A 23,936-nucleotide genomic window follows, 5' to 3' on the forward strand; every position below is an offset into this window, starting at 1 on the left:
ACCTCACTCGCAACCTGTCGCACAATGCCACCCTGATCAATCCAGGTGCCCCCGCCATGAGCCTGCTGAAATCGGCGCTGCGCGACAATACATTCGTCTGCGTCATGGAGTTCGTCCCAAAACCTTCGGCGCAGCGCTTCGCTGCCATGCAGGTGATCATGGACCGCGGGCACCTGTGTGGCTGGCCCATGACCCTGGCCATCGGCGACCGGGTCGCCAGTGCGCTGGACCTCTCGCCACTGGACGCCCTCGCCAGTTTCGAGACGCCCCTGCCCGCCCTGCCCCATTTCTCCGGCAAGGACCGTGAACGCCACCACCTGCTCGCGCAATTGCAACGCATGGACGCCGCCGGCCTCGATCAACTGTTGCTGCTCACCGGCGACCGCCTGCCCGGCCATCACCCCGGTGAACGGCCGGTGCGCTACCTCGAATCGGTCGCCGCCCTGCAGATCGCCCGCCAGGCGTGCCCGCACTGGCTGCTTGGCGCCGCGCTCAACCCGTTCAAGTACCGTGAAGAAGAAGGCGGCGCGCAATACCTCAAGGCGCAGAAAAAGCTGGCTGCAGGTGCCGATTTCCTCATCCTGCAATTGGGCTTCGATGCCAGCAAGCATCAGGAAGCGTTGCACTGGATGAAGCGGCAGGCGACGCCAAAGCCGCTGCTGGCCTGCCTGATGAGCTTGACCCACGGCCGCGCGGCGATGCTCGACCACGTTGCCGGGGTTACCGTCACGCCGTCGATGCGCACCCTGCTCGAAGCTGAAGCGGCCGAGTCCAAAGCCTTCGCCCAGGCACGCAGCGTCGATCGCCTGGCCTTGCAGATCATCGGGGTCAGGCTGATGGGCTATGCCGGGGTACACCTGTCGGGCGTGCACGAAGTCGAACAGTTGCTTGCGCTCGAAACGCGCCTGGAGCATTGGCAAACACGCATCCATTCACTGGCGCAATGGGCGCCGGCCTGGGCGCAAAGCTGGCAGATGCCGAACCTGCCTGCCGTGACCTTCCACCCGCCCTTGGCCGATTGGCGTGATGGCCAGTCCGTGGTCACTGCCACGGCCAGGGAAACATGGCGCTACCACCTGCTGCATGGCTTGCACGCAGCGCTGTTCGGCCGCAACAATGGCTTGAGCAAAGCGTTTGGTTGGGCCGTGCGCCGGCCTCTGTGGGCCACCGGCAAAGGCGCACAACTGCTGCACAAACTGGAGCGCAGCGTAAAGCGGCCGCTGCTGGGTTGCGATACCTGTGGCCGCTGCCGCCTGGAAGACACCTTGTACATCTGCCCGGAAACCTGCCCCAAAGGCCTGGCCAATGGCCCGTGCGGCGGCACCGCGCTCAATCGCTGCGAGTTCGGCGACCGCGAGTGTATCCACAGCGTCAAGTACCGCACGGCCAAGAGCGTGGGCCAGACCGCCGTGCTCGCCGAGCGGCTGATCCCGTGCATCGAGGCCCAGAGCCGCCACCGCAGCTCCTGGCCACAGTGGTTCGAGGCCCAGCCAGCGCGCAGGCTCAACCCGCAGCCAACGCCTCGAAGCCAGCCCGAATCTTAGCTTCGGGCAGTTCATCGGCGATGAATACCATCACACTTTCGCGCACTTCGCCCTCTGCCCACTCGGCATCCCAGTCGAAGCCGTACAGCTTGAGCACGCCCTGGAACACCAAGCGGCGGTCTTCGCCGGCAATGTTGAGCACGCCCTTGTAGCGCAGCAGTTGCGTGCCGTGGGTTTCCAGCAGTTCGTTCATGAAGTCGCTGAGGCGGTCGATGTCCAGCGGGGTTTCGGTGCGCAGCACCAGGGTCGAGATGCGGTCTGGCGTTGCCGGTTTGAGCACCGGGCGCAGGCTCGGCTTGAGGTTGGCGCCCAGGTCTGGATTCAAGTTGAAACCGCGTACGTCGAGCAGTTCGGCCAGGTCGATCCGGCCGTGCTCGACCACACGGACAGCCGCACGGCCATTGATCCGCGCCAGGCGCTCCTGCAGCACCCCCACCGCTGCCGGCTCGACCAGGTCGGTCTTGCTCAGCAGCAGGCGATCGGCAAAGCCGACCTGGGCCTGGGCGATGGTCTGGGTCAAGTGCAGCTCGGCATTGGCGGCATCGACCAGAGTGATGATGCCGTCGAGGATATAGCGATCGCGCAGCTCCTCGTCGATGAAGAAGGTTTGTGCCACCGGCGCCGGGTCGGCGAGGCCCGTGCATTCGATCACCAGGCGGTCGAAGGCGATCTCGCCAGCATCCAGGCGTTCGAGCAGCAGGTACAAGGCACGGGTCAGGTCGCCGTGGATGCTGCAGCACACGCAGCCATTGGCCAGGGTCATCACCTGCACCGGCTCGTCGCCCAACAGCTGGCTGTCGATGCCGGCTTCGCTGAATTCGTTCTCGATCACGGCGATTTTCAGGCCGTGCTCGGCTTTGAGCATGTATTTGAGCAAGGTGGTCTTGCCGGCACCGAGAAAGCCGGTCAGGACGGTTACGGGAATAGGTGTGTGCACGCAGAAATGCTCCTGGGCTGAAAAAACAGTGGCCCCATCGCCGGCAAGCCGGCTCCCACAGGTACCGCGCAAATCTCAAGACTTGCGGGGTGTCTGTGGGAGCCGGCTTGCCGGCGATGGGGCCAGGCAGGCAAGACTATCGGTTCAACAGCACTTGGGCCCGGACTTGCCACCGTAGCGTGCTTCCTGGCGTTCGCGGAAGAACGCCTCGTAGCTCATCACCGGCTTGTCCGGGTGCTTGGTCTGCATGTGCTCGACATAGTTGTCGTAGTCGGGCATGCCGACCATCAGGCGGGCTGCCTGCCCCAGGTACTTACCCAGTCGACCCAGGTCGTTGAACATCGCGGCAGTCCTCTCAAGCGTCAGGCAGAGCCTGGAACGGGGTTTCCTTGTCGGTGCGTTCCTTGCGGCCGAGAGCGGCGTAACCGACCTTCACGGCAAAGAACAGCACACTGAACACCACCACCAGGAACAGCACGGTCAGGCCGGCGTTGGTGTAGGCGTTGTAGATCACATGCTGCATCTGCCCGATGTCCTTGGCCGGTGCCAGCACCTGGCCGGCGTCCAGCGCGGTGCTGTACTTCTTGGCCAGAGCCAGGAAGCCAACTGCCGGGTTCGGGTCGAACAGCTTGATCAGGCCTGCTGTGGTGGTGCAGATCAGCAGCCACACGGCCGGCAGCAGCGTGACCCAGACGTAGCGCTGGCGCTTCATCTTGATCAGTACCACGGTGCCGAGCATCAGGGCGATACCGGCCAGCATCTGGTTGGAGATGCCGAACAGCGGCCACAGGGTGTTGATGCCGCCCAGCGGGTCGATCACGCCCTGATACAGCAGGTAGCCCCACAGCGCCACGCAACCGGCGGTGCCGATCAGGTTGGCGGTCCACGACTCGGTGCGCTTCAGGGCCGGCACGAAGCTGCCCAGCAGATCCTGCAGCATGAAGCGCCCGGCACGGGTACCGGCGTCCACTGCGGTGAGGATGAACAGCGCTTCGAACAGGATCGCGAAGTGGTACCAGAAGGCCATGGTGTTTTCACCCGGCAGGACCTGGTGAAGAATCTGCGCAATACCGACCGCCAGGGTCGGAGCACCACCGGCGCGGGCCAGGATGGTGTGTTCGCCGATGTCACGGGCAACCGCTTCCAGTTGCTCGGGCGTGATCAGGAAGCCCCAGCTACTGACCGTCTGCGCCACCGAGGCAACGTCGGCACCGACCACGGCGGCCGGGCTGTTCATCGCGAAGTACACGCCCGGCTCGATCACCGAGGCAGCAACCATGGCCATGATGGCCACGAACGATTCCATCAGCATGCCGCCGTAACCGATGTAGCGGGCGTTGGTTTCGTTATCCAGCAGCTTCGGCGTGGTCCCCGAGGAGATCAGCGCGTGGAAGCCGGACACCGCACCACAGGCGATGGTGATGAACAGGAACGGGAACAGGGTGCCCTTCCAAACCGGGCCGGTACCGTCGGTGAACTGGGTCAGCGCCGGCATTTTCAGCTCCGGTGCGATGATCAGGATACCGATGGCCAGGCCGACGATGGTGCCGATCTTGAGGAAGGTCGACAGGTAGTCACGCGGCGCCAGCACCAGCCATACCGGCAGTACGGCTGCAACGAAGCCATAGCCCACCAGCATCCAGGTGATCTGAACGCCGGTGAAGGTGAATGCCGGGCCCCAGACCGGATCTGCGGCAATCTGGCCCCCCAGCCAGATCGACCCCAGCAGCAGCACCACGCCAACCACCGAGATCTCGCCGATGCGGCCCGGGCGGATGTAGCGCATGTAGATGCCCATGAACATCGCGATCGGGATGGTCGCCATCACCGTGAACATGCCCCACGGGCTCTCGGCCAGGGCCTTGACCACGATCAGGGCCAGCACCGCGAGGATGATGATCATGATCAGGAAGCAGCCGAACAGGGCGATGGTGCCCGGAATGCGGCCCATCTCCTCGCGCACCATGTCGCCCAGCGAGCGGCCGTTGCGGCGAGTGGACAGGAACAGGACCATGAAGTCCTGCACCGCACCGGCCAGCACCACGCCGGCAATCAGCCACAGCGTGCCAGGCAGGTAGCCCATCTGCGCGGCGAGGACCGGGCCGACCAGCGGGCCGGCGCCGGCGATGGCGGCGAAATGGTGACCGAAAAGAATGTGTTTGTTGGTCGGAACGTAGTCCAGGCCGTCGTTGTTGAGCACCGCGGGGGTAGCTCGACGTGGGTCCAGTTGCATCACCTTGGTGGCGATGAACAGGCTGTAGTAGCGGTAGGCGACCAGGTAGATGGCCACCGAGGCAACCACGATCCACAAGGCATTGATCGCCTCGCCGCGACGCAGGGCAACCACACCCAGCGCGCAGGCCCCTATGACTGCCAGCGCCAGCCACGGAATGTGGCGTAGCAGGCTATTATTGTTGTTCATGGTTTACTTCCAGCTGGTGGATTGGAAAAGACCGCCCATCGAGTCTAGGGCGTGTCATCGCGCATTGCCACACTTGCTTTGGTCTAGAGCCTCTGCGCCCAGATTGCGGTACCTGATGCACATACCCACTAACTATAGTCAGGATGTCACCCGAGGACCCGCCCATGAGCGATCACGACGAACGCAGGCGCTTCCAGCGCATCGACTTCGACGCCCCCACTGAACTGCGCCAGGGCGATCGCCGCTGGCCGGTAAAACTGCTCGATCTGTCGCTCAAGGGCTTGCTGGTCGAGTGCCCCAAACCGTGGGATGCCGACCTGACCCAGGATTTCGATGCGATCATCCACCTCGACCGCAACGTACGTGTGCAGATGCAAGTGGAATTGCGCCATGAAGAACCGACGCGGCTGGGCTTCGTCTGCCTCTACATCGACATCGATTCGATGTGCCACTTGCACCGTCTTGTGGAATTGAACGTGGCCGACAGCACCGAAATGATGCGCGAGCTGCGCCAACTGATCGAATAATGGAATGTCTTAGCTAGCTAATAGCTTTCCCACCTTGTGTTTCTTGTCTACCCAGACAGCTTTAAGCCTGGGTAGCAGCACTTGTACACAGCCCTCTAGAACAGCTCATAACGACTTGGTACGCGATCTGCATTGCGGTCTAGCACACATCGCAAGGCCGCTTGTGCGCGCTCCGATCAAAATATTGTATACAATTCTTGTAGCAATCATTTGTAGGAAGTGTCTACAGTAGCGGCACAACAATAAACAGAGAGCCTGCTCAATGACTACGTCCCCTAGCACGTCTCCCGCCAAGCGCCCCGAGGACGAAAATCTCGGCCTTGGTGCCAACCTGGCTTATGGTCTGCAACACGTGCTGACCATGTATGGCGGGATCGTTGCGGTACCCCTGATCCTCGGGCAGGCGGCCGGCCTGAACGGTGCCGAAATCGGTATGCTGATCGCCGCCTCGCTGTTTGCCGGCGGCCTGGCCACGCTGCTGCAGACGCTGGGCCTGCCGTTCTTCGGTTGCCAGTTGCCGTTGGTACAAGGCGTGTCTTTCGCAGGCGTTGCCACCATGGGCGCGATTCTCAGCAGCGAGGGTGGTGGTGGCCTCCCAGGCGTGCTGGGCGCAGTCATGGCGGCGTCGCTGATCGGCTTCCTGATTACCCCGGTGTTCTCGCGCATCACCAAGTTCTTCCCGCCGCTGGTCACCGGCATCGTCATCACCACCATCGGCCTGACCCTGATGCCCGTAGCTGCACGCTGGGTGATGGGCGGCAACAGCGCATCGCCAGAATTCGGCAGCGTGGCTAACATCGGCCTGGCAGGGCTGACCTTCGCCATCGTGCTACTGCTGAGCAAGCTGGGGAACGCGACCATCTCGCGGCTGTCGATCCTGCTGGCCATGGTCGTCGGCACCCTGATCGCCTGGGCGCTGGGCATGACCGACTTCAGCAAGGTCGCCGAAGGCCCGATGTTCGCCTTCCCCACGCCGTTCCACTTCGGCATGCCGACCTTCCACATCGCCGCGATCCTGTCGATGTGCATCGTGATCATGGTGACCCTGGTGGAAACCTCGGCCGACATCCTCGCCGTGGGTGAGATCATCGACACCAAGGTCGACTCCAAGCGCCTGGGCAATGGCCTGCGTGCCGACATGGCGTCGAGCATCCTGGCGCCGATCTTCGGCTCCTTCACCCAGAGCGCCTTCGCCCAGAACGTCGGCCTGGTGGCCGTGACCGGAGTCAAGAGCCGCTACGTGGTCGCCACCGGTGGTGTGATCCTGGTGGTACTCGGCCTGCTGCCGGTGATGGGCCGGGTGATTGCCGCGGTACCGACCCCGGTACTGGGCGGCGCGGGCATCGTGCTGTTCGGCACCGTGGCTGCCAGTGGTATCCGCACCCTGTCGAAGGTCAACTACAAGAACAACGTCAACCTGATCATCGTCGCCGCCTCGCTGGGCTTCGGCATGATCCCGATTGCCGCGCCGACCTTCTACCATCAGTTCCCGAGCTGGTTCGAGACCATCTTCCACTCCGGCATCAGCTCGTCGGCGATCATGGCCATCCTGCTGAACCTGATCTTCAACCACTTCACTACCGGTAACTCGGACCAGCAATCGGTGTTCGCCGCTGCCTACGAACGCACGATCCAATACTCGGACATCTCGTCGCTGAGGGATGGCGACTACTTCAAGGATGGCAAGCTGTTCGATGCCGATGGCAACGAGGTGCCGGTGCTGGAAATGGACGAGCATGGCAATGCCACACCCAGGCGAACGCCGGTCGCCGAGCATTGATCGCTGATTGAGCGGTTATGCGGGGGGAGCCAATGCGCATCGTTGGCTCCCCTTTTTGTTTGTCTGCAGCGGCCCTATCGCCGGCCTCCCGCAGGGGGAGTAGGCGCCGCCTAACCTTGTGGGAGCCGGCTAGCCGGCGATAGGGCCACTACAACAGACAAAGCATTACTCGAACAAGGCATCCAATGCCTGTTCCAGCCGGGTCACGGCAATCACCTGCAACCCCGCCGGCGGCTCTTTGGGCGCATTGCCCTTGGGTACGATAGCCCGCTTGAAGCCATGCTTGGCCGCCTCCTTCAAACGTTCCTGCCCGCTCGGCACCGGCCGCACCTCGCCCGACAGGCCGATCTCACCGAACACCAGCAAACCATGGGCCAGCGGCCGGTTGCGCAAACTGGACATTACCGCCGCCAGCAAGGCCAGGTCGGAGGCAGTCTCCAGCACCTTCACCCCCCCCACCACGTTGAGGAATACATCCTGGTCATGGGTGGGAATACCACCGTGACGATGCAGCACCGCCAGCAGCATGGCCAAGCGGTTCTGGTCCAGGCCCAGGGTGACCCGCCGCGGGTTGGCCAGGTGGCTGTCATCGACCAGCGCCTGCACTTCGACCAGCATCGGCCGAGTGCCTTCCCAGGTGGCCATGACCACGCTGCCAGGCACTTCTTCCTGGGCACGGTTGAGGAAGATCGCCGAGGGGTTGGAGACTTCCTTCAGACCGCGATCGGTCATGCCGAACACGCCCAGTTCGTTGATCGCCCCGAAGCGGTTCTTCACCGCCCGCAACAGACGCAGACGGCCATCGGACTCGCCTTCGAAATAAAGCACGGTGTCGACCATGTGCTCCAGCACCCGCGGGCCGGCCAGCGAGCCTTCCTTGGTGACATGGCCGACCAGGAAAATTGCCGTGCCGCTCTGCTTGGCATAGCGCACCAGCAACGCCGTACTCTCGCGCACCTGGGCCACGCCACCGGGCGCCGACTGCAGCTGCTCGGTGAAGATGGTCTGGATCGAGTCGATGACCATCACCCGCGGCTTCTCCTGCCGGGCTGTGGCGATGATGGTTTCGATGCAGGTTTCGGTCATGACCTTGAGCTGGTCCTGGGGCAAGCCCAGGCGCCGCGAGCGCATCGCCACCTGCTGTTGCGATTCCTCACCGGTGACGTACAGCGCCGGCATGCCCACGGCGATGTTGCACAGGGTCTGCAACAGGATGGTCGACTTGCCGATGCCGGGGTCGCCACCGATCAGCACCACCGAACCATCGACCAGCCCACCGCCCAACACACGGTCCAGTTCCGAGCTGCTGGTGGTGAAGCGGGGGATTTCCTCGACACTGACCTCGGCCAGGGTCTTGATCTGCGCCTGCTGCCCGGCCCAGCCCGAACGCCCGCTGGGCGCCGCGGCACCGGCGCTCTCGATCATGGTCTCGACCAAGGTGTTCCAGGCCCCGCATTCGCCGCACTGGCCGGCCCATTTGGGGAAGGTCGCGCCGCATTCGGTGCAGCCATACAAGCGCTTGGCCTTGGCCATGGGCAGGTTCTCCTGGAAAAAACCGCCATGATAGCCGACACGGGCGTGCCTCGAACGCCTCGACAAGCGACAAAACTATTCGTTCTAAGCGCAGTCACTATCCGTGGACACGACGCATGAAGCGTTTTAGTGGCTTACACTGCGTTAACCTCACCATTTGCAACAAAGGAATCGAAAATGGGCATGATCAGTGAGTTCAAGGCCTTCGCGGTCAAGGGAAACGTCGTCGACATGGCAGTCGGTATCATTATCGGCGCGGCGTTCGGCAAGATTGTCTCCTCCTTCGTCGGTGACGTGGTCATGCCGCCACTGGGGCTGTTGATCGGTGGCGTGGATTTCAGTGACCTGGCCATTACCCTCAAGGCCGCCGAAGGCGAGGCACCCGCGGTGGTGCTGGCCTACGGCAAGTTCATCCAGACCATCATCGACTTCCTGATCGTGGCGTTCGCCATCTTCATGGGTGTGAAGGCGATCAACAAGCTCAAGCGCGAAGAAGCCGTAGCACCGAGCGTGCCGCCTGCGCCGACCCCGCAGGAAACACTGCTGACCGAGATTCGCGACCTGCTCAAGTCACAGAACCAGAACCGCTTGCCCTGACGTGAAAGGGGGCGCCAAGCGCCCCTCCATCACCAGTAGTTTTCTACCGCCACCTGCCCTGGTCGTTTGCTCAGGCTCAGTTGCAGGTCGCGCGCCTTCAGCACCTTGCGTGTCTCGTCGATCATCTGCGGGTTTCCGCACAACATGATCCGCGAATGCTCGGGCGACAGTTCCAGCCCGGCCGCTTTCTCCAGTTCGCCATTCTCGATCAGGGTGGTGATACGTGCGTTCAGGGCCCCCGGGTGCGGCTCACGCGTCACCACCGGAATGAACTGCAACTTGCCGGCAAACTCCGCCAGGTAGTCGCGCTGCTCCAGCCCGGCAATCTCATCCACATACGCCAGCTCTTTCGCCTCGCGCACCGAATACACCAGCTTGATGTTGTCGAACCGCTCCCAGGCTTCGAAGTCCTGCAGGATCGACATGAACGGTGCGATACCGGTGCCGGTCGCCAGCAACCACAGGTCGCGCCCGCCGACGAAGCGGTCGAGGGTGAGGTAACCGAACGCCTGACGGTCGATGAGCAGGGTGTCACCTTGGCCCAGCCGGCTCAGCTCGCTTGTGAACTCTCCGCCCGGCACCACGATGGAAAAGAAATCCAGGTACTCGTCATGGGGTGCGCTGACCATCGAATAGGCACGCCATACCACGCTGCCATCGGCCTTGGTCACTCCAAGCCGGGCGAACTGGCCGGAGCGGAAACGGAACCCTGGGTCACGGGTGACGCGCAGGCTGAACAGGTTGGGCGTCAGCGGCTGGACGTCGAGCAGGGTCTGGCGGGTGAACTTGTCGGCGCTGGCGGTCATGTGGGGCTCCAAATAAGGCATGCGCCAAGTGTCGCGCAAACCGGCCAGGATAAAAACCGCTGGAGTGTAGGGGCACACAAAATCGACCCTGGCCCGTTTACAAAAACCGTGTGCTCTATAACAAAAAAACCCAACACAGCGGTCGGACATTTCCTACAATCTGACGGTGAATTCTTGTTGGATCCAGTCGGACCATAGGAGAAACAGATGCTTCTCTGGAATCAAGAGCATCTTCATCAGTTGATCAGTGAACGGACACCACAGCGGGTATTCGACCTGGCAGTGCAACTGGTACAGGGCTTGGACATGTCTTTCCTCGGCATGAAACTTTGCCTGCAACTAGCTGCTCAATCGCCCAAGGTATTCCTCTACAGCAACTATCCATCGGACTGGATCGAATGCTACCAGCACAATGACTTCTACAAGCAGGACTGCGCGGCAAGCCGCAGCCATAGCTCCACCCTGCCCATCCTCTGGACCGACGACCTGTACCGCGAAGCCCCCCACTTCCGTCAGCAGGCCTGCGAGCACGGCTTGCGCCATGGCTGGACACAATCACTGCACGACCAGCAGCACAATGAAAGCCAGATGAGCGTGGCCAGGCCGGTAGGTGAAGTCACCCTGGCCGAGCTCTACGACAAAGCCGGCAAGGTGCAGTGGCTGTGCCACTCCTTGCACGCGGTCATCAGTGAATATCACCTGAGCAAGCTTTGCCCTCCTGCCCCGAAGATGTCCGAACGCGAGCTGGAAGTGTTGAAATGGTCCGCAGCAGGTAAGACCGCCGCCGATGTCGCCTGCATCCTGTCGTTGTCACAAAGTACGGTGAACTTCCATATCCGCAGCGTCATCACCAAGACCAATGCCTCCAACAAGGCTGGTGCCATAGCCATCGCCGCCATGCGTGGGCTGATCTGACAGCCATTCCTGCGACCTGGCGCAAAGCCCTGTAGAATCGCGTACCCAAACCCGTGGCGATCCGCCGACGGGCAGATCCGTACCCGAGCCAGACGCCATGCCCTTGTTGACCACCCCCTACGCCGAACTTGACCTGATTCGCCAGCCGGATCAAGCCAATGACCCCCTGCAGGCTTTCGATGCCGCCGACGAGTACTTGCTCGAGCAGTTGCATGGACAGGCGCCGGGGGTAGATTGCCGAGTGCTGGTGCTCAACGACAGCTTCGGCGCCCTGGCCGCTAGCCTGCAAGGCCACCTGCCGGTGGTCAGCAGCGGCGACTCGCACCTGGCGCGCATGGCCCTGGAAAAGAACCTGGCGCGTAACGGCAAGGCCTTCGATAGCGTACCGTTCGTGCCTGCCAGCGAACACTGGCAAGGGCCTTTCGACCGGGTACTGGTGCGCGTCCCCAAGACCCTGGCTTTGCTCGAAGAGCAGCTGATCCGCCTGCAGGGCCACCTGGCGCCCGGCGCGCAGGTCATCGCCGGGGCCATGATCAAGCATTTGCCTCGGGCTGCGGGCGACCTGCTTGAGAAGTACATCGGCCCGGTGCAGGCGTCGCTGGCGCAGAAGAAGGCGCGCCTGCTGACAGCCACGGTCGCCGATCGCCCAGCCGCCGTTTCGCCCTACCCGAGCCGCTACCAGCTCGATTCGCCGGCCCTGGAACTGCTCAACCATGCCAACGTGTTCTGCCGTGATGGCCTGGACATCGGCACCCGCGCCTTCCTCCCGCACCTGCCGCGCGGCCTGGGCAACGCCCGCGTCGCAGACCTGGGGTGCGGCAACGGCGTGCTGGCCATCGCCAGCGCCTTGGCCAACCCGGATGCCCACTACACCCTGGTGGACGAGTCGTACATGGCCGTGCAATCGGCGCAGGAAAACTGGCAGGTCGCGCTGGGTGAACGGGAGGTGACGGTGCTGGCGGGCGATGGCTTGGCGGGGGTGGATAAGCAGTCGCTGGACGTGGTGCTGTGCAACCCGCCTTTCCACCAGCAGCAGGTGGTCGGCGACTTCCTCGCCTGGCGCATGTTCCAGCAGGCGCGCGAGGCGCTGGTGGTGGGAGGGGCGCTGTATATCGTCGGTAACCGGCACCTCGGTTACCACAGCAAATTGGCGCGGCTGTTCCGCGGCGTGGAGCAGGTGGCAGCGACGCCCAAATTCGTGATCCTCAAGGCTCGCAAGTAGGATTCGAGCGCCCTATCGCCGGCAAGCCGGCTCCCACAAGGTACCCCACAATGTTCAGCCTGGTGGGGTACCTGTAAGAGCCGGCTTGCCGGCGACAGGGCCAGGGCACGATAGCGTCAGTGGGTGGTCAGACCAGCGGCCCCCATGAACAGCCTCATCACATACGCCGCCACACCCAGCGCAGCCACGCTCATCGCCCAGATCAGCAGCAACCAGCCCAGCCGCTGCCACAAGGGTTTCTTCTCTTCCAGGCCATGCTTACCCGTCATCATGCGCCCTCCTAGTGATAGCCGTCTTCGTGGGTGACCTTGCCGCGGAACACGTAGTAGCTCCAGAAGGTATACCCCAGGATGAACGGCAGGATGAACAACGTGCCCACCAGCATGAAACCTTGGCTCTGCGGCGGTGCCGCAGCATCCCAGATCGAAATCGACGGCGGGATGATGTTCGGCCACAGGCTGATGCCCAGGCCGCTATAGCCGAGGAAGATCAGCACCAGGGTCAGCAGGAACGGGGTGTAATGGGCATTGCGTGCCACCGCCTTGAGCAAGCCGTAGAAGGTCACCAGCACCAGCAGCGGCACCGGCATGAACCAAATCAGGTTGGGCATGCTGAACCAACGGTCGGCGATTTGTGGGTAGGCGATCGGCGTCCACAGGCTGACGATGCCGATTACCACCAGCAGCACCAGGGCCAGCGGCCTGGCCAGGTCATGCATCTGCTGCTGCAGCGGCCCCTCGGTCTTCATGATCAGCCAAGTGCAGCCCAGCAAGGTGTAGGCCACGATCAGCCCCAGCCCGCTGAACAGGCTGAATGGGGTCAACCAGTCGAGCGTGCCACCGGCGAAGTGGCGGTCCACTACCTTGAAGCCTTCGATGAACGCGCCCAGGGCAACCCCCTGGAAGAAGGTCGCGACCAGCGAGCCCCAGATGAACGCCTTGTCCCAGATGTGCCGCTTGTGGGCCTTGGCCTTGAAGCGGAACTCGAATGCCACGCCGCGGAAGATCAGGCCGATCAGCATGAGAATCAACGGCAGGTACAGCGCCTCGAGCACCACCGAGTAGGCCATCGGGAAGGCGCCGAACAAGCCGGCACCACCAAGGATCAGCCAGGTTTCGTTGCCGTCCCAAACGGGGGCGACGGTGTTCATCATGACATCGCGGTCCTGCTCGCCCTTGACGAAGGGGAAGAGCATGCCGATGCCCAGGTCGAAACCATCCATCACCACGTACATCATGACGCCGAAGATGATGATCACGGCCCAGATCAGCGGAAGGTCGATACCCATGGCTCAGTTCTCCTTGCTCAGGCTGGGGGCTTTGGCCTCGTGGCCATCATCGGCGGCGGACAGCGGCCGCGCCGGCGTGCGTTTCTGGCCGGGCCCGCCAGGGGTGTGCTCATCGCCCTCGCCGGTTTTCGGCCCTTTGCGCACCAGGCGCATCATGTAGCCAAGGCCCGTGCCGAACAGCGCGAAGTACACCACCACGAACGCCACCAAGGTGAAGCCGAGCTGGGTATAGCTATGGTTGGAAACCCCTTCCGAGGTGCGCATCAGGCCGTAGACCACCCATGGCTGGCGGCCAATTTCGGTGGTGAACCAGCCCGCCAGGATGGCAATCAGGCCGGATGGCCCCATCCACAACGTCAAGTACAGGAACGGACGCGAGCTGTACAAGGTGCCGCGCTTGCGCAGCCACAGGCTCCACAGGCCGACGAAGATCATCAGCATGCCCAGCCCGACCATGACCCGGAACGACCAGAATACGATGGTCGAGTTGGGGCGATCCTCGGGCGCGAACTCCTTCATCGCCGGTACCTGCTTGTCCAGGCTGTGGGTCAGGATCAGGCTGCCGAGCGCCGGGATCTCGAGCTTGAAGTGCGTGGTTTCGGCCTTCATGTCGGGGATGCCGAACAGGATCAGCGGGGTCGGCTCGCCGGGCACGTTCTCCCAGTGGCCTTCGATCGCGGCAATCTTCACCGGCTGGTGCTTGAGGGTGTTGAGGCCATGGAAGTCGCCGATCACCGCTTGCACCGGTGCGACGATCAGGGCCATCCACATGGCCATCGACAACATCTTGCGAATCGCCGGGTTGTCACGCCCACGCAGCAGGTGCCAGGCCGCCGAGGCGCCGACGAAGAAGGCTGTGGCGACGAACGCGGCAGTGGCCATGTGCATCAGGCGATAGGGGAACGACGGGTTGAAGATGACTGCCAGCCAGTCCACCGGGACCACGCGGCCATCGATGATCTCGTGCCCCTGCGGGGTTTGCATCCAGCTGTTGGAGGCGAGGATCCAGAAGGTCGACACCAGCGTGCCCAGCGCCACCATCACCGTGGCGAAGAAGTGCAGGCCGCGGCCAACGCGGTTCCAGCCGAACAGCATGACGCCGAGGAAACCGGCTTCGAGGAAGAAGGCAGTGAGCACTTCATAAGTGAGCAACGGCCCGGTGACGGCGCCGGCGAAGTCAGAGAATCGGCTCCAGTTGGTGCCGAACTGGTAGGCCATGACCAGGCCCGAGACCACGCCCATGCCGAAGTTGACGGCGAAGATCTTCGACCAGAAGTGGTAGAGGTCACGGTAGACCTGGTTGTGGCTCCTCAGCCAAAGGCCTTCGAGGACCGCCAGGTAGCTCGCCAGGCCAATGGTGATGGCCGGGAACAGGATGTGAAAGGACACGGTAAATGCAAACTGGATTCGGGCGAGATCTAGGGCCTCTAAACCGAACATAGTGCTTCCTCTTCAGATAATCCGGCGTCCGGGCGTATGGCCCTGGCGCCTACTGCCCCCACGTTTATCGAGTGCGGCGCGTTGGAATTGTTCTGTGCAATCGCAGGGAATCGGGCCCGAAGGCCAATCGTTACATCTGGAACGATTGATCCAGATCAACGAATGCTAGGAAGCATAGTCCCGAATGGCCCGCCCAGACGTGTGGTTGATTGCCGCGTGACCTGTTGCCCCACCCCCTACCGCCACACCTGAAAAAGTGCAGATCCGGGCAAACAGTAACGGTTTGTTACAAACAGATGGTACGCTGCCGACCCCTCTACTGCGCCGAGGCCACAGGTTTCCGATGTCCGATTCCACACCGCAGTTGTTGCGCCAGCACCGCCCCTTCATGGCCTTTTGGCTGGCCCGCGTGTTCACCGCCAGCGGCTTCCAGATGCTCACCGTGGCGATTGGCTGGCACCTCTACCAACTGACCGGCAATGTGCTCGACCTGGGCCTGGTAGGCCTGGTGGAATTCGCCCCACGGGTGCTGTTCATGCTGCACACCGGGCATGTCGCCGACCGCTACGACCGGCGCAAGGTCGCTGCTCTGTGTCAGACCCTGCAAGGGCTGATCGCCCTGGCCCTGGCACTGGGCAGCGCCACCGACAACGTCAGCCGCGAACTGATCTTCGCCCTCGCCTTCCTGCTGGGTGCAGCCCGATCGTTCGAGATGCCGGCAACCCAGGCGCTGTTGCCCAACGTGGTGCCGCCTGGGCTGTTCCCACGGGCGGTCGCGGCGTCGGCATCGGCGACCCAGGCGGCCACCATCGTGGCTCCGGCGGTGGGCGGTTTCCTGTATGCGTTCGGCAGCATCTGGGTGTATGGCCCGACTGTGGTCCTGTACGTCATTGCCTGCGGGCTGATGCTGAGCCTCGATTCGCGTCAGCAAGTGCCCCAGCGCGGCCGTGCCAGCCTGGAGTCGCTGCTGGCGGGCATCCGCTTCATTCGCAGCCGGCCAGACATTCTCGGGGCGATTTCCCTCGACCTGTTCGCTGTGTTGCTGGGGGGCGCCACCGCGCTGCTGCCGGTGTTCGCCAAGGACATCCTGCTCACCGGCCCCTGGGGCCTGGGCCTGCTGCGCTCGGCTCCGGCGGTGGGGGCGCTGCTGATGTCGTTGTGGCTGGCACGGTTCCCGGTCGAGCGGCGGGTGGGCCGCACCATGTTCACTGCGGTCGGGGTGTTTGGCGTGGCAACCATCGCCTTCGGCCTGTCGACCTCGTTCTGGTTCTCGCTGGCGGTGCTGGTGGTGCTGGGCGCGGCGGACATGATCAGCATGGTGATCCGTGGCGCCTTCGTGCAACTTGAGACGCCGGATGAGATGCGCGGGCGAGTCAGTGCGGTGAACGGGCTGTTCATCGGTGCCTCGAATCAGCTCGGCGAGTTCGAATCCGGGGTTACGGCGCACTGGTTTGGGACGGTGCCGGCGGTGGTGCTTGGGGGCGTGGGCACGCTTGTGGTGACGGGGGTGTGGATAAAACTGTTCCCGAGCCTGGCCAAGCGGGATCGGTTGCACAATGGCTGACGGCCCTATCGCCGGCAAGCCGGCTCCCACAAGGGCTCCCGCAGGCTTTACCTGTGAGAGCCGGCTTGCCGGCGACAGGGCCGCTACAGGTAGAAACAACCCATTCCCCAACGGCCATAGGCCCGTGCCATGCATGCTGGTATGATGCGCGGCTTTTTTCCTCCCCACACAAAACTACGGCATCCGGTACGGTCTGTGCTTTGCTGATGGGGTCGATACATTCACGGCGCCGGGGGCGCCTTGGGGAGCGGGCATGCTGGAAAGGCTGTTTCAACTAAGAGCACACAACACCAATGTGCGCACCGAGATTCTCGCGGGCGTCACCACCTTCCTGGCCATGGCCTACATCCTGTTCGTCAACCCGAGCATCCTCGGCGAAACCGGCATGGACAAGGGCGCGATCTTCGTCGCCACCTGCCTGGCCGCGGCCATCGGTTCGACGACCATGGGCCTGATCGCCAACTACCCGATCGCCCTGGCGCCGGGAATGGGCCTGAACGCCTTCTTCACCTATACGGTGGTGCTGCACATGGGCCACACCTGGCAGGTGGCGCTGGGCGCGGTGTTCCTGTCGGCGGTGATGTTCTTCCTGCTGTCGATCTTCCGTATCCGCGAATGGATCGTGAACAGCATTCCGCTGCCCTTGCGCTCAGCCATCGCAGCCGGTATCGGCCTGTTCCTGGCACTGATCGCCCTGCATAACGCCGGCATCGTCGTCGATAACCCGGCCACCTTGGTGGGCCTGGGCGACCTCAAGCAGCCCGCGCCGATCCTTGCTACCTTGGGTTTCTTCCTGATCGTCGGCCTCGAGTCGCTGAAAGTGCGCGGTGCAGTGCTGATCGGCATTCTCGCCGTAACCGTCGCCTCGATCGTGATGGGCGTGACGCCGTTCGGCGGCATCGTCTCCATGCCACCGTCGCTGGCCCCCACCTTCCTCCAGCTGGACATCGCCGGTGCCCTGGATGTGGGCCTGGTCAGCGTGATCTTCGCCTTCCTGTTCGTCGACCTGTTCGACAACTCCGGCACCCTGATCGGTGTGGCCAAGCGCGCCGGCCTGATGGGCAAGGACGGGCACATGCCGAAGATGGGCCGCGCCCTGATCGCCGACAGCACTGCGGCCATGGCAGGCTCCCTGCTGGGCACCTCGACCACCACCAGCTACATCGAATCGGCAGCTGGCGTGAGCGCCGGTGGCCGCACCGGCCTGACCGCCATCGTGGTCGCCGTGTTGTTCCTGCTGGCGCTGTTCTTCGCCCCGCTGGCCGGTAGCGTGCCAGCCTTCGCCACCGCCCCCGCGCTGCTGTTCGTCGCGGTGCTGATGGCCTCGGGCCTGGCCGAAATAAACTGGGACGACGTCACCGAAGCCGCGCCAGTGGTGGTGACTGCTCTGGCCATGCCGCTGACTTATTCGATCGCCAACGGTATCGCCTTCGGCTTCATTTCCTGGACCGCCGTCAAGCTGATCTCGGGCCGCCACCGCGACCTGAACCCGGCACTGGTGATCCTTTCCATCCTGTTCGTGATCAAGTTGGGCTGGTTCAACGCATGAGTGCTGTCTTCGACCCAAGCGCCTACGACGCGCAACTCCAGGCCAAGGTCGCCCGCCTGCGCGAACTGCTGGCCCCCTTCGGTGCGCCGGAGCCTGCGGTCTTCGACTCGCCGCGTACGCACTATCGCCTGCGCGCGGAGTTTCGCCTGTGGCGCGAGGACGGCCAGCGCCACTACGCGATGTTCGCCCCGGGCGAGAAGCACAAGGCCATTCTGATCGATGACTTCCCCATCGCCAGCGAGCGCATCAACGCGCTGATGCCGCGCCTGAAGGCGGCCTGGCAGGCCAGTGAGGAACTGAGCAACCGCCTGTTCCAGGTCGAGTTCCTCACCACCCTGGCAGGCGACGCGATGGTCACGATGTGCTACCACCGCCCGCTGGATGACGCCTGGGAAGTGGCGGCGCGGCAGCTGGCCGAAGAGCTCGGCGTCAGCCTCATCGGCCGCTCCAAGGGCAAACGCCTGGTCATCGGCCGCGACTACGCCGTGGAGAAACTCGACGTGGCCGGCCGGGTGTTCAGCTATCGCCAGCCGGAAGGCGCATTCACCCAGCCTAATGGCGCAGTGAACCAGAAGATGCTGAGCTGGGCGTTCGAGACCATCGGCGAGCGCGACGACGACCTGCTGGAGTTGTACTGCGGCAACGGCAACTTCACCCTGCCGCTGGCCACCCGCGTGCGCCAGGTGCTGGCCACCGAGATCAGCAAAACCTCGGTCAACGCCGCCCTGAGCAACCTCGACGAGAACGCTGTGGATAACGTGCGCCTGGTGCGCCTGTCGGCGGAAGAGCTGACCCAGGCGCTGAACGAGGTTCGTCCGTTCCGGCGCCTGGAAGGCATCGACCTGAAAAGCTACGCATTCGGCACCGTGTTCGTCGACCCGCCGCGCGCCGGCATGGACCCGGACACCTGCGAGCTGACCCGCCGTTTCGAACGCATCCTGTACATCTCGTGCAACCCCGAGACCCTGGCGCAGAACATCGCCCAGCTGCAAGATACCCACCGTATCGAACGCTGCGCGCTGTTCGACCAGTTCCCGTACACCCATCACATGGAAAGCGGGGTACTGCTGGTTCGGCGCTGATCCGCGTTGCAGTGGGGCTTCACCGGCCCCACCACACGCTGCCAGGAGTGTTGATGGACCAGTTCAGTGCCATGCAAACCTTCCGCCGGGTCGTCGACCTCGGCAGCTTCAGCGCCGCCGCCAGCCAGGCGGGCGTGTCGCATACCGTGCTGTCCCGCCAGGTGAAGCAGCTCGAACGTCACCTCGGCACCCAGTTGCTCACCCGCACCACCCGCCGCCTGCACCTGACAGAGGCCGGTGCGCTGTTCTATCGTCACTGCGTGCAGATCCTCGAACAGATGCAGGCCATGGCCCTGGAACTGTCCGAACATCAGCAACAGCCCAGCGGCAACCTGCGCCTAGGCGTGGCCACGGCGTTCGGCGAGCTGGAACTGGGGAGCTGGTTACCGGACTTCGTCGAGCGTCACCCGCTGCTGCAGATCGAGCTGCACTGCAGCGACCGTTTCGTCGATCTGCTGGAGGAAGAGATCGATGTGTGCCTGCGGGTTACCGACCACCTGCCGGACTCCAGCCTGGTCGCCCGCCGGCTGGCCAGCAGTGAAGTGATGCTGGTGGCCTCCCCGGGTTACCTGGAACGCCACGGCGCGCCGACCAGCCCTGATGAACTGGCCAGCCATGCCCTGCTCGGCTACAGCCAGCTGCTGCACCCGCAGCGCCTGCAACTCACCAGCGCCGATGGTGAACAGCGCGACATCCTCATGCCTCGGCGGCTGAGCGCCAACTCGCCGATGGCCCTGCGGGCCGCCGCGATTGGCGGTCTGGGCATCGCCAGCTTCGACCGATTCATCGTTCATGATGCACTGCTGGACGGGCGGTTGGTGCGGCTGCTGGAGAACTGGAAGCTGCCCGCGCGCAGCCTGTATGCGGTTTATCCACAGAGCCGCTACCTCGCGCCCAAGGTACGGGCGCTGCTGGATTACGTTCAGGCTTACTACTCGCAGGCGAGATGGCAATCCTGATTTGTGCTGTATGCGCACAAGTCATGGCTAATATTCTGCGTATTTGTGCGCTTTTCGTTTGATTAACCTTCGTTGCACATCCACTCGACGAAGGAGTTTCACCATGAAAGCAGTGCAGGCGATGATCGCGATCTTGACCCTCGGTACCCTGGCTATCGGCGTCAGCGCGGAGGAAAAAAGCATTTCGGTGACCGACAGTACGGCATTGAAGTGGCAGGACGTGCCCAATACCCAGGGCGCCGTGAGTTATGCCAACGTCGAGGGCGATATCTTTGGCAAGGGGCCTTATTCGGCCTATGTGAAATTCAGGAAGGGGACAGACAATGGCCTGCACCAGCATAGCCAGACGTTGCCGACCGTGGTTTTGGGTGGGACTTTCTATGCGGTGATCGATGGCAAGCGCATCGAGTATCCGGCCGGGTCCTATTACAAACTGCCGGCCGACCTGGTGCATGAGAGCGGCTGCACTGCTGCAGCCGACTGCCTGTTGTTCCAGTACCAGGCTGATGCGTTTGACCTGAAGCCTGTGAAAGGCTGAGGGCCTGGGGCTGCCTTGCAGACCAATCGCTGGCAAGCCAGCTCCTACAGATACTTCACAGTGCTCAAGGCCGGCTGGGTTCCTGGGGCTGACTTGCAGACCAATCGCTGGCAAGCCAGCTCCTACAGATACTTCACAGTGCTCAAGGCCGGCTGGGTTCCTGGGGCTGCCTTGCAGACCAATCGCTGGCAAGCCAGCTCCTACAGATACTTCACAGTGCTCAAGGCCGGCTGGGTTCCTGGGGCTGCCTTGCAGCCCAATCGCTGGCAAGCTAGCTCCTACAGATACTTCACAGTGCTCAAGGTCGGCTGGGTTCCTGGGGCTGACTTGCAGACCAATCGCTGGCAAGCCAGCTCCTACAGATACTCCACAGTGCTCAAGGTCGGCTGGGTTCCTGGGGCTGCCTTGCAGCCCAATCGCTGGCAAGCCAGTTCCTACAGATACTCCACAGTGCTCAAGATCGGCAGGGTTCCTGGGGCTGACTTGCAGACCAATCGCTGGCAAGCCAGCTCCTACAGATACTTCACAGTGCTCAAGGCCGGCTGGGGTCGTGGGGCTGCCTTGCAGCCCAATCGCTGGCAAGCCAGTTCCTACAGATACTCCACAGTGCTCAAGGTCGGCTGGGTTCCTGTAGGAGCCGGCTTGCCGGCGATTGGGCCGCACCGCGGCCCCAACAACTTCAGAAGTCGAAGAACACCGTCTCCCCTTCCCCCTGAATACGGATATCGAAGCGATACGCCGTCTTCCCATCCACCTCGCAACGCTTGGCAATCAACGTCTCACGCCGCTGCGGCTGCTCGATCAGGTTGAGCACCGGGCACTTGGCGTTGGCTTCGGCCTCGTCATCGAAATACAACCGCGTATGCAAGTGAATGTTGATGCCCCGGGCAAACAGGCTGAGGTTGATGTGCGGCGCCATCGGCACGCCAGATGCGTTGTTCACCACACCCGGCTTGACCGTGTGAACAGTCCATTCGCCAGCATCGAAGGTCGTGGCGGTGCGGCCGAAGCTATTGAAGGCGTTTTCCAGGTGGTAGGCATCCTGGTACTGACCGTCGGCATCGGCCTGCCAGATTTCCAGGAACGAGTCGCGCACCAGATGGCCATTGCCGTCATACACCTGGCCAATGAGCAGAATGTGCTCGCCCGGCGCCTCCGGCTTGGCCAGGCGGTTCCAGATTTCCTGGTCGCGGGTCGGGTTGCCGGCCGCTTCCAGGGCAAGGCCGATGTGCACGTAGGGGCCGGCGGTCTGCGAGGGGGTTTCCGGCAGCAGTTCGATTGGCATGGCGGTGTCCTCAGCAGTTTTCGAAGTGGGTCTTGCGCTGGCCGCGCAGCACGATGTCGAAGCGGTACGCCAGGCTATCCATGGGGTTGGCATGGCTCATGTCGAGCTTGGCGATCAGTTGCTGCACGGCGTCGGGGTTGGCGATCGACTTGACGATCGGGCACAGCGGAATCAGCGGGTCGCCCTCGAAATACAGCTGGGTGATCAGCTTGGTGGCAATCGACGTGCCGCTGATGGCCACGTGGATATGCGCGGGGCGCCAGTCGTTCGGGCCGTTGCGCCATGGGTACGGGCCGGGCTTGATGGTGCGGAAGCTATAGTAGCCGTCGCGGTCGGTCAGGCAGCGGCCGACCCCGCCGAAGTTCGGGTCCAGCGGCGCCAGGTAGCGGTCGTTCTTGTGACGGTAGCGGCCACCGGCGTTCGCCTGCCAGATTTCCACCAGGGTGTTGGATACGGGCTTGCCGTACTGGTCGACCACACGGCCGGCGAGGATGATGCGCTCACCGATGGGCAGGCCACCGTTGTTGAAGTTGAGCAGCAGGTCATGGTCATGGGGGCCGAAGCCTAGGTGGGAAAAGTCCGGGCCGGTGGTTTCGCTGATCGACTGGGGAATGCTCACCAGTGCCTGGCGCGGCGAGCGGGCAATGGAGGTCTTGTAGTCAGGGGTCAGGGCTTTGGGGTGCCAGTTGCGATCACGGATCACGAAGCGGCTGGTGTCCTGGGCGGGCATGCCGGTTTCCTCTCTTGGAATTATGGAGTTCCCCATCGGGGCTTGTGCCAAGCCCAGTCGCCAGCAAGCCAGCTTCCACAGGGACTTGCAGTTTCGGATAGGTCGGGCGAGATGGATATTGAATTCAGGCGTGAGATACATAACCAAATGGTTATGAATTAGTACCTTTGGCTGCGGTGAACTAATCTTTTACTTTCTGTTTCACCCTCTGGAGAGCCCTCATGGAATGGCGAAAAGGCCGACGCAGTGACAACGTGGTCGATGCCCGTGGCGAAGGTGGCGGCGGCGGTGGCATGCGCTTTGGCGGCGGCAAGGGGCTCGGGCTCGGTGCAATCCTGCTGATCGTCGGCATCGGTTGGCTTACCGGCCAAGACCCATTGCAGATTCTTGGCCAACTCACGGGGCAGATGCAGCAACAGCAGCAGGCCCCCAGTGGCACCAGCAACAAGGCGCCTGCGGCCAACGATGAGCAGGCGCAGTTCGTCGCCTCGATCCTGGGCGATACCGAAGACACCTGGAAGGCCCTGTTCTCCCAGGCCGGCAAGCAATACCGCGACCCCAAGCTGGTGCTGTTCAGTGGCCAGGTCAATTCCGCCTGCGGCTTCGCCTCGGCGGCCGTGGGCCCGTTCTACTGCCCGGCGGACCAAAGGGTCTATCTGGACATGTCGTTCTTCCGTGAGATGGAAACCCGCTTCGCCGCTGCGGGCGATTTTGCCCAGGCCTACGTGATCGCCCATGAGATTGGCCATCATGTGCAGACCCTGCTCGGCGTATCTGCCAAAGTCGACGCCGCCCGGCGTAACGGCCAGCGCATGGAGGGCGACAACGGTCTGCTGGTGCGTCAGGAGTTGCAGGCCGACTGCCTGGCCGGGGTCTGGGCCTTCCAGGCGCAGCAGCGCCTGAACTGGCTGGAGCCTGGTGATGTGGAGGAAGCCTTGAACGCGGCCAATGCCATTGGCGATGACCGCCTGCAGCAGCAGGGCCAGGGCCGTGTGGTACCCGACTCATTTACCCATGGCACTTCGCAGCAACGGGTGCGCTGGTTCAAGGCGGGGTTTGCCCAGGGTGAAGTGAACAGTTGCGATACCTTCAGTGCGCGGAACCTTTGAACTCACAGGACCGCGTTGCCGCCCATGAAAACGCAAACGTTTTCATGGGGTTACAAATCTGCTGAAAAAGCGTTTCAGCTTCCCCTGCTCTTGCCGATAACCCCTGCAC

Annotated in this window: 22 protein-coding genes; 12 read left to right on the top strand and 10 right to left on the bottom strand. The window is 63.0% G+C overall.

What is annotated here, in order from left to right; genetic code table 11:
* Nucleotides 1–56 precede the first annotated feature (56 nt).
* Complete coding sequence (locus tag KU43P_RS23020; RefSeq protein WP_317659826.1) at nt 57–1,544, top strand: methylenetetrahydrofolate reductase C-terminal domain-containing protein; 1,488 nt, start codon at nt 57–59, stop codon at nt 1,542–1,544.
* On the opposite strand, the gene yjiA is transcribed toward KU43P_RS23020, so the two are convergent.
* The 3 genes from yjiA to KU43P_RS23035 form a co-directional block, all read right to left on the bottom strand.
* Entirely contained in the window at nt 1,504–2,481 is a 978-nt protein-coding gene (gene yjiA, locus KU43P_RS23025) for a GTPase (RefSeq protein ID WP_317659828.1), read from the bottom strand. The two genes, KU43P_RS23020 and yjiA, sit on opposite strands and share 41 nt — an antisense overlap.
* Before the next feature lie 144 nt (nt 2,482–2,625).
* On the bottom strand, nt 2,626–2,823 hold the full coding sequence (locus tag KU43P_RS23030; RefSeq protein ID WP_008094130.1) for a YbdD/YjiX family protein: 198 nt from the start codon (nt 2,821–2,823) through the stop codon (nt 2,626–2,628).
* Nucleotides 2,824–2,836: 13 nt separating this feature from the next.
* Nucleotides 2,837–4,903 (bottom strand): carbon starvation CstA family protein, encoded by a 2,067-nt coding sequence (locus KU43P_RS23035; RefSeq protein WP_317659830.1) that lies wholly within the window; start codon nt 4,901–4,903, stop codon nt 2,837–2,839.
* Between the two features lie 164 nt (nt 4,904–5,067).
* Between KU43P_RS23035 and KU43P_RS23040 the strand changes: the two genes are divergently transcribed.
* Both KU43P_RS23040 and KU43P_RS23045 read left to right on the top strand, forming a co-directional pair.
* The gene (locus KU43P_RS23040) at nt 5,068–5,430 is read left to right on the top strand and encodes a PilZ domain-containing protein (protein ID WP_317659831.1); all 363 of its coding nucleotides are present in this window, start codon (nt 5,068–5,070) and stop codon (nt 5,428–5,430) included.
* Nucleotides 5,431–5,692: 262 nt separating this feature from the next.
* Nucleotides 5,693–7,210 (top strand): nucleobase:cation symporter-2 family protein, encoded by a 1,518-nt coding sequence (locus tag KU43P_RS23045; RefSeq protein WP_317659832.1) that lies wholly within the window; start codon nt 5,693–5,695, stop codon nt 7,208–7,210.
* A 165-nt stretch (nt 7,211–7,375) separates the two neighbouring features.
* Here the strand turns inward: KU43P_RS23045 and radA are convergent, their stop codons facing one another.
* The gene (gene radA / locus KU43P_RS23050; RefSeq protein WP_317659833.1) at nt 7,376–8,743 is read right to left on the bottom strand and encodes a DNA repair protein RadA; all 1,368 of its coding nucleotides are present in this window, start codon (nt 8,741–8,743) and stop codon (nt 7,376–7,378) included.
* A 177-nt stretch (nt 8,744–8,920) separates the two neighbouring features.
* On the opposite strand from radA, the gene mscL reads away from it, so the two are divergent.
* Nucleotides 8,921–9,340, top strand: a complete 420-nt coding sequence (gene mscL, locus KU43P_RS23055; protein ID WP_317659834.1) for a large-conductance mechanosensitive channel protein MscL — start codon at nt 8,921–8,923, stop codon at nt 9,338–9,340.
* Between the two features lie 29 nt (nt 9,341–9,369).
* On the opposite strand, the gene KU43P_RS23060 is transcribed toward mscL, so the two are convergent.
* Complete coding sequence (locus tag KU43P_RS23060) at nt 9,370–10,146, bottom strand: ferredoxin--NADP reductase (protein ID WP_317659835.1); 777 nt, start codon at nt 10,144–10,146, stop codon at nt 9,370–9,372.
* 207 nt (nt 10,147–10,353) lie between these two features.
* Here KU43P_RS23060 and KU43P_RS23065 point away from each other — a divergent pair, with 207 nt between their 5' ends.
* Complete coding sequence (locus KU43P_RS23065) at nt 10,354–11,061, top strand: autoinducer binding domain-containing protein (RefSeq protein WP_317659836.1); 708 nt, start codon at nt 10,354–10,356, stop codon at nt 11,059–11,061.
* Between the two features lie 97 nt (nt 11,062–11,158).
* On the top strand, nt 11,159–12,283 hold the full coding sequence (locus KU43P_RS23070) for a methyltransferase (RefSeq protein WP_317659837.1): 1,125 nt from the start codon (nt 11,159–11,161) through the stop codon (nt 12,281–12,283).
* Nucleotides 12,284–12,399: 116 nt separating this feature from the next.
* On the opposite strand, the gene KU43P_RS23075 is transcribed toward KU43P_RS23070, so the two are convergent.
* The 3 genes from KU43P_RS23075 to KU43P_RS23085 are packed head-to-tail and all read right to left on the bottom strand — an operon-like array spanning nt 12,400 to nt 15,011.
* On the bottom strand, nt 12,400–12,555 hold the full coding sequence (locus KU43P_RS23075; protein ID WP_081663495.1) for a DUF2474 domain-containing protein: 156 nt from the start codon (nt 12,553–12,555) through the stop codon (nt 12,400–12,402).
* 8 nt (nt 12,556–12,563) lie between these two features.
* The gene (gene cydB, locus KU43P_RS23080; protein WP_317659838.1) at nt 12,564–13,571 is read right to left on the bottom strand and encodes a cytochrome d ubiquinol oxidase subunit II; all 1,008 of its coding nucleotides are present in this window, start codon (nt 13,569–13,571) and stop codon (nt 12,564–12,566) included.
* Nucleotides 13,572–13,574: 3 nt separating this feature from the next.
* Nucleotides 13,575–15,011 carry a cytochrome ubiquinol oxidase subunit I gene (locus KU43P_RS23085; RefSeq protein WP_317659839.1) on the bottom strand — a complete coding sequence of 479 codons (1,437 nt, stop codon included), beginning with the start codon at nt 15,009–15,011 and terminating at the stop codon, nt 13,575–13,577.
* A 343-nt stretch (nt 15,012–15,354) separates the two neighbouring features.
* Here KU43P_RS23085 and KU43P_RS23090 point away from each other — a divergent pair, with 343 nt between their 5' ends.
* The 5 genes from KU43P_RS23090 (at nt 15,355) to KU43P_RS23110 (ending at nt 20,703) form a co-directional block, all read left to right on the top strand.
* Nucleotides 15,355–16,575, top strand: coding sequence for an MFS transporter (locus KU43P_RS23090; protein ID WP_317659840.1), 1,221 nt, complete (start codon nt 15,355–15,357; stop codon nt 16,573–16,575).
* 253 nt (nt 16,576–16,828) lie between these two features.
* Nucleotides 16,829–18,124 (top strand): NCS2 family permease, encoded by a 1,296-nt coding sequence (locus tag KU43P_RS23095; protein WP_110742503.1) that lies wholly within the window; start codon nt 16,829–16,831, stop codon nt 18,122–18,124.
* Nucleotides 18,121–19,206 carry a tRNA (uridine(54)-C5)-methyltransferase TrmA gene (gene trmA, locus KU43P_RS23100; RefSeq protein WP_317659841.1) on the top strand — a complete coding sequence of 362 codons (1,086 nt, stop codon included), beginning with the start codon at nt 18,121–18,123 and terminating at the stop codon, nt 19,204–19,206. The genes KU43P_RS23095 and trmA overlap by 4 nt, the downstream gene beginning before the upstream one ends.
* Before the next feature lie 53 nt (nt 19,207–19,259).
* The gene (locus tag KU43P_RS23105; RefSeq protein ID WP_317659842.1) at nt 19,260–20,165 is read left to right on the top strand and encodes a LysR family transcriptional regulator; all 906 of its coding nucleotides are present in this window, start codon (nt 19,260–19,262) and stop codon (nt 20,163–20,165) included.
* Between the two features lie 103 nt (nt 20,166–20,268).
* A complete protein-coding gene (locus KU43P_RS23110) occupies nt 20,269–20,703 on the top strand; it encodes a cupin domain-containing protein (protein WP_317659843.1) in 435 nt (144 codons plus the stop codon).
* 679 nt (nt 20,704–21,382) lie between these two features.
* On the opposite strand, the gene pcaG is transcribed toward KU43P_RS23110, so the two are convergent.
* Together pcaG and pcaH are read right to left on the bottom strand one after the other, a co-directional pair.
* On the bottom strand, nt 21,383–21,988 hold the full coding sequence (gene pcaG, locus KU43P_RS23115; protein WP_317659844.1) for a protocatechuate 3,4-dioxygenase subunit alpha: 606 nt from the start codon (nt 21,986–21,988) through the stop codon (nt 21,383–21,385).
* 10 nt (nt 21,989–21,998) lie between these two features.
* Nucleotides 21,999–22,718 (bottom strand): protocatechuate 3,4-dioxygenase subunit beta, encoded by a 720-nt coding sequence (gene pcaH / locus KU43P_RS23120; RefSeq protein ID WP_317659845.1) that lies wholly within the window; start codon nt 22,716–22,718, stop codon nt 21,999–22,001.
* A 221-nt stretch (nt 22,719–22,939) separates the two neighbouring features.
* Here pcaH and KU43P_RS23125 point away from each other — a divergent pair, with 221 nt between their 5' ends.
* Nucleotides 22,940–23,827: a neutral zinc metallopeptidase gene (locus tag KU43P_RS23125; protein WP_317659846.1), complete on the top strand. Its 888-nt coding sequence runs from the start codon at nt 22,940–22,942 to the stop codon at nt 23,825–23,827.
* The last annotated feature ends 109 nt before the right edge of the window (nt 23,828–23,936 follow it).

This window comes from Pseudomonas sp. KU43P, assembly GCF_033095865.1.
GTDB lineage: Bacteria > Pseudomonadota > Gammaproteobacteria > Pseudomonadales > Pseudomonadaceae > Aquipseudomonas.